Origin of the sequence: Trichocoleus desertorum ATA4-8-CV12 (assembly GCA_019358975.1) — a bacterium.
In the GTDB taxonomy this organism is placed as follows: Bacteria; Cyanobacteriota; Cyanobacteriia; order FACHB-46; family FACHB-46; genus Trichocoleus; species Trichocoleus desertorum_A.
In genome coordinates this window covers 42,685-53,466 of sequence record JAHHIL010000038.1, presented here as the reverse complement: position 1 = coordinate 53,466, position 10,782 = coordinate 42,685, and the positions used below count along the sequence as shown (strand labels likewise).

Sequence of the window (10,782 nt, the reverse complement as noted above, 5' to 3'; positions counted from 1 at the left end):
CCCCTTGTTTGTGGTGCTTAAAAAACAGTTGATATGCTTTCTCAATGCGTTGGCAAACATCTTGCACGGCTTGAGAGCCGACCCATTGCCAGAACGCTTTACGCTTCCGTAGCTTGGCAATATGAGACTGAAGCTTGGCGCAACTCAAGTGCTGACTCCACATGCGGTAGTATCGACGATGGAGAGCAATGCAATGGTTATAAATCACCCCAGCAGCATTGATGCACCGCTTGAGATGGCGGTTGCGCTTGTGCTGATAGAGCTTAAACTTCAGAGTCTTCATGAGTTCTATGATAGCCTATTTGCATAGGCAATGTATAGACACAAGATGAAAAAGACGCTCAATATTAGGGTTGAAGAGTCAAGGCTTCAGAAACTACGACAGGTCGCAAAAGTGAGAAAGAAAACCATGACTCAGTTGATTGAGGACTGGATTGATCGCCTACCCACTCCCCAAAAGGAGGACACTGCCGAATAAATTCGGCTATTCGCTGATATCCCCCGGTTAAAACGCGGGGGCTTTACGCATCACTCTCGTAAACTTCATCACAACTTCTTGTTTGCTTCATGGTTATTTAGTAGTTGAGGCACTCCCTTTAGTAATTGATGGGCACCCTAAGGTAAGGCTGTAGAAACCATTAAATCTGTACAGCGGATTCAGGGATTTGGGTAGCATGGGCGATATTCAACCAGCACCCTCCACTTCAGTAGCCCTGACTCAACTACTTTGTGAGGAGAGCCCGTCATGCCAGAAAAACTCTTACTAGCTATTACCATTACCTTTTCGCTGAATTTGTTTTTAGGAGGCAATTGGCCCTCCTCTACTCAAGCATCTGATACCCAAGCAGCTGAGAAAGCTCAACTGCCTGTTGGCTCTAGCCCACTCACCAACGACTCAAAAGTTCAAGTTTTATTGCCTAACTTCATCAAACCCCCTGCGCTCTAGCTTTTTGCTGGATGGGTGTTGGTAGAACTTGCCCGATGTTGACCTGATGTTGAAACAATCGGCAATCCGCAAAGTACTATTGAAATGTCGTTAATGAAAACCATGTGCAAGATGCGGGATGATCAGCCTTAGCTAGCCTTGGGGGCAGAATGGGTCTTTACTCAGCGGCCTAATCCAAATACCTGGGGTTAAAACTAACTGAGGCGAGTCTTGGGAACTCTCTGAATCTACGGGCGTCAAACAAAACAGGAATGTTATAGACCCAGATTCCACCCATGAGTCACTCCCTTCCTGTATCCTGGTCCACGGTTGAGGCGAATCCTCCTCAAGTGCCAGTGCAACCCGAAAAACTCTCAAACTACGATTTAATTTTGCAGTGTCAGGAAGGGCTGCGGCCCGATCGCTCGGCATTTGCTGAATTAATGCGGCGCTATCAATCCCATGTAGAGCGGGTGCTGTATCACCTTGCTCCCGATTGGCAGGATCGCTCAGATCTGGCTCAAGAAGTCTGGATTCGGGTTTACCGCAACGTCAAACGCTTAAATGATCCAGTCAAGTTCCGGGGTTGGCTCAGCCGCATTGCCACCAACTTGTTCTATGACGAACTACGGAAGCGTAAGCGGGTCTCAGAGCCTCTATCTCTAGACGCGCCGCGAGCGATGGATGACGGCGAAATGGATTGGGAGATCGCTTCTGCTGATCCAGGCCCAGAAGAACACTTAACGACCCGCGAGTTTTACGACCAACTTCATGAGGCGATCGCTGATTTGCCAGAAGTTTTCCGCACTACCATTGTGTTGCGCGAAATTGAAGGCATGGCTTACGAAGAAATTGCCGAGATTACAGGCGTTTCCTTGGGTACTGTAAAGTCAAGAATTGCTCGTGCTAGACAGCGCTTGCAGTCCCAATTGCAGAATTATTTAGATGGTCAGTAATCTAGCCCCTTAGAAGTAAGTTGGGTTTTCTGACTGTAGGAACAGTGTCAGTCCCAAGTTGTTCTTCTATGATTGGTCTAGTTGGACTAAGTTGTTTGTGAATTTTGGTGTGTTTTCCCTGGCGTGACCTGGTAGTGATGTAAAAATGATGCCTGAATTTGAGTCCCGTAACCGCTCTGAATCCACATCCTCTGAGGATGGTTTCACTGGACAGATTGATACTCCCCATCAGCCTACGGGTGCCCTTTCTATGCTCCAACGCGATCGCTTTGAATTATTGAGTGCTTACCTAGATGGTGAAGTCACCGCCGCAGAACGTAAGCAAGTCGAAGAGTGGCTAGCAACAGACCCAGTTGTAAAGCGCTTGTATACTCGCTTGCTAGAACTTCGCCAAGGCTTGCAATCAATGCCAATACCTGCCGCAAGCCAATCCGTAGAGCAAACAGTGGATGCTGTGTTTAAGCGGGTTAATCGTCGGCCTAAGCAAATTCTGCTTTGGGGTGGTGCAGCGGTTGCAGCTTTGTTTGTCGGTGCGGTTTCAGGCTTCTTGCCTGGTAGTGATGCGTTCAGGCCTCAGTTTGCCCAGTCACCGATTGAAGGGTCGGGTGCGACTCAAAACGCGCAACTGCCAAGCTCAGCATCATCCGTTAATTCTGATGCTTTGATGATCGCGTTAGACCAGCCCGTGGTGCAAATTCCTAAGGCTCCGGTTTCTATGCCCGCCGCTGCAAGTGGTGACATTTATAACGATTCCAACGCCAATATTCGCTAAATGTTCGCTGAAAGACTAAAAGAGTGTGAGCCACTAGACGACCTCTAGCGATCGCAGGTCTCAGTTCTCCAGGCAACAACATCAGGTCAAAAAATCAGGTGCAGAAGAGGTGAAGCATGGGTGGAAGATGCTTTGCCTCTTTTATTTTGTCAAGGTTTACTCAACTTGCAAACTTTTAGCACTCCAAATTCCACTGGGTAGTAAGACGCCTCGAAGTTGTTGAATGCGCTGAGGATGCATGAGGTAAGCCCAAGCATCATCCAAAGGTTGCCCCTCTGCATCAAAAACGGTAATGACTTCTCGCTGATATTCGTTTTTCTCTGGCGATCGCCTTGGCACAAAATCTTCTAAAGCATCCAAGCGGGACAAGATAGCTGTGTCATCAAAGCTAAGCAAAAACCCATGTACTGTCTGAGTTCCGGTGGTCATGGCTGGGTAGCCCAAGGATAGAGCAAAGAGCTGACCACGGGCGATCGCGGGCGTTGCCGCTACGACTTTACCTGCACAGTAGCGCTGATAATTCACCTCTCCGGGCTTCAGGGTGCCGTAGACAAAGACTTTCAAGAAATCCATTGGGTGACGTAATAGACCAGTGCCGAGCAATTAGAATAGGTAGGCAAACCCGATGACTGAAATTTAGCAGGAGTTCCGTTCGTGGAGTCCCGGTATACCCCCAAAGCAATTGAGGAAAAGTGGCAGCAAACTTGGACTGAGCTAAGCTTAGACCAGACCTCTACAGATCCTAACAAGCCCAAATTTTACGCGCTGTCCATGTTTCCCTATCCTTCGGGTAATCTGCACATGGGGCACGTGCGGGTGTATACCATTGCCGATGTGATTGCGCGGCTGAAAAAGATGCAGGGCTACCGCGTGTTGCATCCGATGGGCTGGGATGCCTTTGGTTTGCCCGCCGAAAACGCGGCGATCGATCGCGGCATTCAACCTGCCGAGTGGACCTACAAAAACGTCGCTCAGATGCAGAAGCAGTTGCAGAAGCTAGGCACCTGTTTCGATTGGAGCCGAGAAGTCACCACCTGCTCACCAGACTACTACCGTTGGACTCAATGGATTTTCTTGCAATTTTATCAGGCTGGCTTGGCCTACCAAAAAGAGTCGGCGGTGAACTGGGACCCCATTGACCAGACGGTGCTGGCGAATGAGCAGGTAGACAATGAAGGACGTTCTTGGCGATCGGGCGCGAAGGTAGAGCGGAAGTTGCTGAAGCAGTGGTTCCTCAAGATCACCGATTATGCCGAGCAACTGCTAACGGACCTCGATAAGCTCAAAGGGTGGCCAGAGCGAGTCAAGCTGATGCAGGCTAACTGGATCGGTAAATCAGTCGGAGCTTATTTGGAATTCCCCATCGTTGGTTCTGACGAAAAAATTGGTGTGTTTACGACTCGCCCGGATACGGTTTATGGCGTGACTTATGTCGTGTTGGCACCAGAGCATCCGCTTACGGCTCGCGTTACCACCAGCGATCGCCAGGAAGCAGTGGAAGCATTTGCCAAAGAAGTGGCGGGTCAAAGCGAATTGGAGCGAACCGCAGAGGACAAACCCAAGCGAGGTATTCCGACTGGCGGTAAAGCAGTTAATCCCTTTACCGGAGAGGAAGTCCCAATTCTGATTGCCGACTATGTATTGTACGAGTACGGCACTGGGGCAGTGATGGGTGTACCTGCCCATGATGTGCGCGACTTCAAGTTTGCCACGGAAAAGAGCTTGCCGATCAAAGTTGTGGTCGTGCCCGAAGGCGGCGATGCCAATGCACCTTTGGAAGCTGCCTACACTGAGCCAGGAACGATGGTCAATTCTGGCCAGTTTGATGGTCTACCTTCTCCTCAAGGTAAAGAAGCGATCGTTAAGTTTGCTGAGGAGAAAGGGTTTGGTAAGGCGCGGGTGCAGTATCGCTTGCGAGATTGGTTGATTTCCCGTCAACGCTATTGGGGTGCACCGATTCCGATTATTCATTGCCCCAACTGTGGCGCAGTGCCAGTTCCTGAGCAAGATCTCCCGGTGCGGTTGCCAGAGAGTGTTGCGTTCTCCGGTCGGGGGCCATCTCCTTTGGCTCAATTGGAAGATTGGGTGAATGTGCCTTGTCCCAGTTGTGGCACTGCCGCTAAGCGTGAGACTGACACGATGGATACCTTTATTGATTCCTCGTGGTACTTCCTCCGCTACCCGGATGCCAACAACGATCAGCAAGCCTTTGACCCCGCCAAAACCAATGACTGGATGGCGGTGGATCAATATGTGGGTGGCATCGAGCACGCAATTTTGCACTTGCTCTACTCCCGCTTCTTTACTAAGGTGTTGCGCGATCGCGGTCTGCTCAATTTCGATGAACCCTTTGATCGCTTGTTGACTCAGGGAATGGTGCAAGGCTTGACCTACAAGAACCCGACCACGGGCAAGTATGTCACCCCTACCTCGGTGAACGCCGCCGATCCCAAAGATCCCGAAACCGGAGAAGCGTTGGAAGTCTTCTACGAAAAGATGTCTAAGTCGAAGTACAACGGAGTTGATCCAGAATCTGTATTAGCGAAGTATGGCGCAGACACAGCCCGGATGTTTATCCTGTTTAAGGCTCCCCCGGAGAAAGACTTAGAGTGGGATGATGCCGATGTGGAAGGTCAGTTCCGCTTCTTGGGTCGGGTGTGGCGATTGGTGAGTGAGTTTGCAGAGAAAGGTGGCGATCGCACCAAGAAGGTAAATCTCGCCGAACTGAGCAAGCCAGAGAAGGATCTCCGTCGCGCCATTCATACAGCAATCCAAGCGGTGACGGAGGACTTTGAAGGGGAATATCAGTTCAACACAGCGGTGTCTGAGTTGATGAAGCTGAGCAATGCCCTCACAGATGCTCCCTGCAAGGACTCACCCATCTATGCGGAGGGGATTCAGACGTTGCTCTTGCTGTTGGCTCCTTTGGCTCCGCACATTGCTGATGAGCTATGGCAACGGATTGGGCATACCGAGTCCATTCACTTGCAAAGTTGGCCTGAAGCTGACCCTGCGGCCCTAGTAGCAGATGAGATCACGATCGTGATTCAAATCCTGGGTAAAACCCGTGGCAGCATCCAGGTGCCTGCGGGAGCTGACAAGGCAGCCCAGGAGCAATATGCCCGCGAGTCGGAATTGGCTCAGCGCTACATTGAAGGCAAGGAGATCAAGAAGGTGATCGTAGTACCTGGTAAGTTAGTTAACTTCGTGGTGGCATAGCAATAGGAGGGGTTTGGCGATGCTGAACCCTCAAAAATTTGGGAGAGGTTGCGATCGCTCCGAAAGACTGCTTGTGGAGTGGTTGGCTTGGGTCTTTGTAGAATAGAGGTCAAAGTCATACCAATCTGTAGGTTACAAATATGCCTCAGGCAGTCCTTCAGCAAATTCTTGAGCAACTGCAAACGTTGGAACCATCAGAGTTGCAGCAACTTAGTGCGGCTGTTCAAAGTTATCTTGCAGATAAGGAGACAGCAGCGAAACGAACAGTTTTTCATCAATCATTAGTTACTGCTGGATTGGTACGGCAGATTAAGCCTTCTACCTTTGGGCAAAGAACGTCCCAGCACCTCGTTCAAATTCAAGGTGAACCTGTTTCTCAAACGATTGTTGAGGAACGCCGATAAATGGCAGTTTACTTTGTAGACAGTAGTGCTCTAGTCAAGAGATATGTCAATGAAGTAGGCTCGGCATGGGTTTTAGGATTGTTTGATTCGGCATTAGACAGTGAAATCTTTGTTGCAGCCATTACACCCGTTGAAATCATTGCAGCAATTACGCGACGGGCACGCAGTGGAAGTATTAGTGTCGCTGATGCAGCGATGATATGTAATCAATTCAGAAACGATATACAGGTAGACTATCAAGTTATTGAAATTACAGAAGAAATTATCCAGTCTGGGATGATGCTGGCTGAAATGCGAGGGTTACGCGGCTACGATGCAGTTCAGCTAGCAGCAGGTTGTGCCATCAATGCGTTGTCTGGGGCTAGCGGCTTGCCACCCATCGTTTTTGTATCGGCAGACAATGAGCTAAATTTGGCTGCTGCTAGTGAAGGGCTATTGGTTGAAAATCCTAACAACTACCCCTTGTAACATACAACTTGGTGCATCGGCCTAATTCTTAGTCTTCTTCAGAGTCATCTCTAACCTTGAAATACCAATAAAGATTGGCAATGGTGAGGTTAGAGGCTTCCTGAAGGTTAGAGGAAGTTAAAACTCTATGTCCAGCAGCAACAGCTTGCTCACCTATATAGACAGCGTACTCCCGTCGTAAGCTGGGTTTGATGAGCAACTCTAACTGATCTCTCAGCGAGGAGAGATGAGACTTATCCTTCAAGTCCTCATAGAGTGTTTGTTCAGGCGCTATTTCAACCACGCTAGTAGCTGTATTGAAATCAGCGGTACTCTCTAGCTCAAGAGAGTTAGAACCTTGCAATAGCTTTCTCTCAGATTCAGGAAGCGATCGCTCCCAGTCAATATGATTTTGCCAAGACTCCAAAGCAACTAGATCGTGATCGTGAATTCGAGTAATTTCAGGAAAAATAAAGTCTAGTTCTTCTTCAGACTCGCAAGCTTCTATAACTGCTAGCGCATCTTGACGGACTCGATCGCGGAGGTGAGATAGGCGATCGCTAGTGGCAGCAGGTTCATTTTGTAATTGATAAGTCAGTGCGATCGTTTGCTCAATTGCCCAGGCACACTCTAGTCTACGCAGTTGGCCAGGAGCCGAAGTTTCTGACAAAATATGGGGATTGCTGTAGTCTCCCAGAGCTTCTCCCAGCATTTGTCGTGCGTTGGCCAAGTCAGCGTTCCGGATTGCTATATCACTGCATGACATTGCAGTCTTGATGAGCTTGTTAGCTTCCAAAAACTTTCCATAGGCTCGAATCAAAATCTGGCGATGTTGTTCAAATTTAATATCTTGGGCGATCTGGTCGATCTTTAAGAGGATTTCGGCTCCCTGCTCTTTCAGAGCTTTTTTCAGATCGATAAATCCATCTTTAACCTCAAGCTTAAGCTGCTTAACATCCTCCCGAAGCTTGAGGGTTTGCCACAAGTTGACGGCTGAGAGAGCGACACCTGCCGCGACTCCCACACCAATGACCGCAGTTGTAGCTTGTAGAACTCCAACGCTGGCCTGGAGCGTTTTTAAGCCTGCTTGCACAGCTGTAAAGCCTTGATGCGTCTGATACATCTGCGCCCCAGCGGTAGCGAGTTGTAGGGGAACAGCTAAAGGATTTAGGGGAATACCGCCATTACTAAGTAAGCTAACGGCATGACCAACAAACTGTCCAGTAGTTGCGTCCCTAGCAATACTTAATGGCACTCCTGAAGAGGTGAGAACTTGTACGTATTTTCCAGCCGCTAAACCAGCCTGAATAGCGGGAGAGAATTGGAAAAGCATGCTTTTTACTCACTTACAGGATTTTTCCAGCCTAAATTCTGAGATTAAGAAAGGTATCCGTATTTATCCGGATCTAGAGCCCTCTGAGAGAAAATTGGGCATATTGGAAGACGAGCAACATTACTAGCCCTACAACTATGGAACTCACCCGCATCAATTCCGAGACTATTGAGCTACTATCACGCATTACTGGACAAAATCTACGTCGGGAAGATCTCTCACCATCCATCGTTTTCTTGTCTGCACTGATCACAGTTCTGCAAGGGGTAATGTTGCAAGATGGTCAAATTACAGAAGAAGAAAAGCAACAATGGCAAAAAACAATAAATCGCTTTATTCCGGCTAATAGCAATATTCGTTCGCTAGTTCAGCTTATAAGTAAAGGAATTCGGAACAACCGGATATATACAAGCGCTAAAGATTTACTGACATTAACCACTCCTCTTTCAGAGGCAGAACGCTTATTGTTAATTGGTCTTGGTTATGAAATGTCGGCAACAGATGGCAGTATTGCCACCTCTGAGAAGAAGTATTTAGAAGCGATTGCAGATAAACTACAAATCCAACCTAAATACTTATCAATTCTAGAGGCTGGATTTACACACAAAAGTGATATTGATATTACTGTGTTGAGAGAAGTGCAATCTTTAATTGATCCAGTAAAATTTTATGATTTAGATGCTTTTTTGGTTAAAGCCGCTAGCGACATTCTCTCAGTTTTTTCTGGGTACTCAAATCAGGGAAATTCTCAAAAGAGGAAAACTATTGATTATGACAGTCTAACTCAATTTCAGGTTTTAAGAGGTGAGTTGAAAAGTCTTTGCCTTAAGATTTCTGCTATAGCCAGAGACTGTAAAGAGCGTAACTTCATTCCAATTAATTTACTAGATGAGTTCGAGCAAGAATTTCAGAAATTAAATAGTGAAAGCTTTAGAGTGTCAGTTATTGGAGAATTTAGTAAAGGAAAATCAACATTACTAAATGCTTTATTAGGTGAAGAGATTCAGCCTGTTAGAGAAATTCCATGTAGTGGTCAAGTGACAGTTTTGAAGTATGGAGAAGAAAGGCGAGTTACTTGCCATCACAAAGATGGTAGAGTAGAAGAAATTTCTTTTGAGGAATATAAGGAAAAAGCTTCTATTTCAGAGGAGGCAGCATTAGGTAATTCTGATGATGAGTTTGTCAACAACTCTATTGAGGAGATTATTTTTGAAGATCCTGGGCTCAGCTTGTGCCGTAATGGTATAGAAATCCTAGATTCTCCTGGGTTAAATGAACATCCTAACCGTACAGAAATTACACAAAAACTAATTAAAGATATAGATGCTGCAATTTTCTTGACGAGTGCTTTTCAGCCATTGAATCAAGGAGAGCGCGAATTACTATCAGATCTAAGATATTACTTAAACGACAATAAAATAGATCAACCTACTGACAAGATTTTTGTGCTAGTCAACTTTTGGGATAGCATAACTTCTGATGTTGGACGAAAACAAATTCAACGAAGGGTTGTAAACTTACTTCAAAACCAACCACCTATTATAGATGGTGAAGCTCGTATACACTTTGTTTCTGCTAAAGAGACTCTAAATTCTATACTAAATGATACTAAGAATGAATACTTAGATGCATTTAATGCTTTTACAAAGTCACTTGAAAAATTTCTGATTAATGAGCGTGGTATTCCAAGAACTATTCAATATAAGAGAAGAATTGATTCTTTGATTAAAACAAGTCTAGATTTTTCCGAACAAGCTCAAAAATCTTTAGATGGGGAGTTGAAAGTTTCTGATGCGGAGAAGCAGAAGATTGTAGAAAAGATTGGAGAAGCAAGTGGTAGGGATATACGAATTAAGTTATTCGCAGATAGTCTAATAGATGAAATTATTGAAGAGACAAATGTTTCATGGGATGAATGGATTGAAGGCTTAGATGAGCGTTTATCTGAAAAAGTGGCAAGTTGGTCCTCCAAACACTCGGCTATATTTAGCAGAGATCAGTTAATTAAAGACTATGTAAATCAATTTAATCGTGATTTGTCTCAAGAGCTAGAGGGGTGGATAGAGAATCAATTGAAGCAAAATGTTTTAAGCAAGAAAATAAAACACTTGGATGACTTCATAAATCAAGAATTAAAGGCTATAGAGCGAGAATTCAATAGCATTAGTAGATTGAGTGATAGCACTAAAAAATGGGTATTTTTAGGGAATCCAGATGATATTTTTAAGGATTCAGGAGTCCTAGGAAATATTGGGCTTGCTGGTCTAGGCGCAGCAGTGCTGGTGCCCGCATTTATTTTTGCTGGTCCTATACTTCTTATCATAGGAAGCTTGGTTGGTGGTGGTTTTCTTGGCATAGGTGCTGGAGGTGTACTTGGACTAGATCAAGAAATTAGAAATAAGGTTTTTGAGACGGGCTGTGAAAAGTTTGTTGAGTCCTTAGAAAGTGTTTTTGAAAAACTTTTTGAGACCATTGAGGCAGCTGTATCTGAAAGATCTAAGCAAGCAGATGAGATTATTGGGAGAGCGATATCTTTCTATGAGAATCTTTTAGAACAGCAAGAGAGAACCCATTCTGAAACTCTGGAGAAGCGCGAGGCAGATAAAAGGTGGATTGCCTTGAAATCTGAAGAACTAAAGCAAATACAGAATCAGATTGAATTAGTGCTCACTAAACATGGGGTTGAGTATTAAAAATGTAGAAAGGCGATCGCCCCCTCTTCTCCT

The 10,782-nt window shown here is 46.0% G+C and carries 10 protein-coding genes; 7 read left to right on the top strand and 3 right to left on the bottom strand.

Going from position 1 to position 10,782, the window contains the following annotated elements; genetic code table 11:
• Window positions 1-283 (bottom strand): hypothetical protein (locus KME12_20675; protein ID MBW4490203.1); only part of this gene is annotated, 283 nt, incomplete at its 3' end.
• 462 nt (window positions 284-745) lie between these two features.
• Between KME12_20675 and KME12_20670 the strand changes: the two genes are divergently transcribed.
• The 3 genes from KME12_20670 (at window position 746) to KME12_20660 (ending at window position 2,653) form a co-directional block, all read left to right on the top strand.
• Window positions 746-946, top strand: a complete 201-nt coding sequence (locus tag KME12_20670; GenBank protein MBW4490202.1) for a hypothetical protein — start codon at window positions 746-748, stop codon at window positions 944-946.
• 275 nt (window positions 947-1,221) lie between these two features.
• Window positions 1,222-1,881 (top strand): sigma-70 family RNA polymerase sigma factor, encoded by a 660-nt coding sequence (locus tag KME12_20665; protein ID MBW4490201.1) that lies wholly within the window; start codon window positions 1,222-1,224, stop codon window positions 1,879-1,881.
• Between the two features lie 250 nt (window positions 1,882-2,131).
• Window positions 2,132-2,653 (top strand): zf-HC2 domain-containing protein, encoded by a 522-nt coding sequence (locus KME12_20660; protein MBW4490200.1) that lies wholly within the window; start codon window positions 2,132-2,134, stop codon window positions 2,651-2,653.
• A 156-nt stretch (window positions 2,654-2,809) separates the two neighbouring features.
• Here KME12_20660 and KME12_20655 read toward each other — a convergent pair whose 3' ends face one another.
• Window positions 2,810-3,226, bottom strand: coding sequence for a gamma-glutamylcyclotransferase (locus tag KME12_20655; protein MBW4490199.1), 417 nt, complete (start codon window positions 3,224-3,226; stop codon window positions 2,810-2,812).
• An 81-nt stretch (window positions 3,227-3,307) separates the two neighbouring features.
• On the opposite strand from KME12_20655, the gene leuS reads away from it, so the two are divergent.
• From leuS to KME12_20640, 3 genes are all read left to right on the top strand, one after another.
• Complete coding sequence (gene leuS / locus KME12_20650; protein ID MBW4490198.1) at window positions 3,308-5,872, top strand: leucine--tRNA ligase; 2,565 nt, start codon at window positions 3,308-3,310, stop codon at window positions 5,870-5,872.
• Window positions 5,873-6,012: 140 nt separating this feature from the next.
• Complete coding sequence (locus KME12_20645; GenBank protein MBW4490197.1) at window positions 6,013-6,276, top strand: hypothetical protein; 264 nt, start codon at window positions 6,013-6,015, stop codon at window positions 6,274-6,276.
• Window positions 6,277-6,744 carry a type II toxin-antitoxin system VapC family toxin gene (locus KME12_20640; GenBank protein MBW4490196.1) on the top strand — a complete coding sequence of 156 codons (468 nt, stop codon included), beginning with the start codon at window positions 6,277-6,279 and terminating at the stop codon, window positions 6,742-6,744.
• Between the two features lie 28 nt (window positions 6,745-6,772).
• On the opposite strand, the gene KME12_20635 is transcribed toward KME12_20640, so the two are convergent.
• Window positions 6,773-8,056, bottom strand: coding sequence for a hypothetical protein (locus KME12_20635; GenBank protein MBW4490195.1), 1,284 nt, complete (start codon window positions 8,054-8,056; stop codon window positions 6,773-6,775).
• A 137-nt stretch (window positions 8,057-8,193) separates the two neighbouring features.
• Here KME12_20635 and KME12_20630 point away from each other — a divergent pair, with 137 nt between their 5' ends.
• On the top strand, window positions 8,194-10,749 hold the full coding sequence (locus tag KME12_20630) for a dynamin family protein (GenBank protein ID MBW4490194.1): 2,556 nt from the start codon (window positions 8,194-8,196) through the stop codon (window positions 10,747-10,749).
• Window positions 10,750-10,782 lie beyond the last annotated feature (33 nt).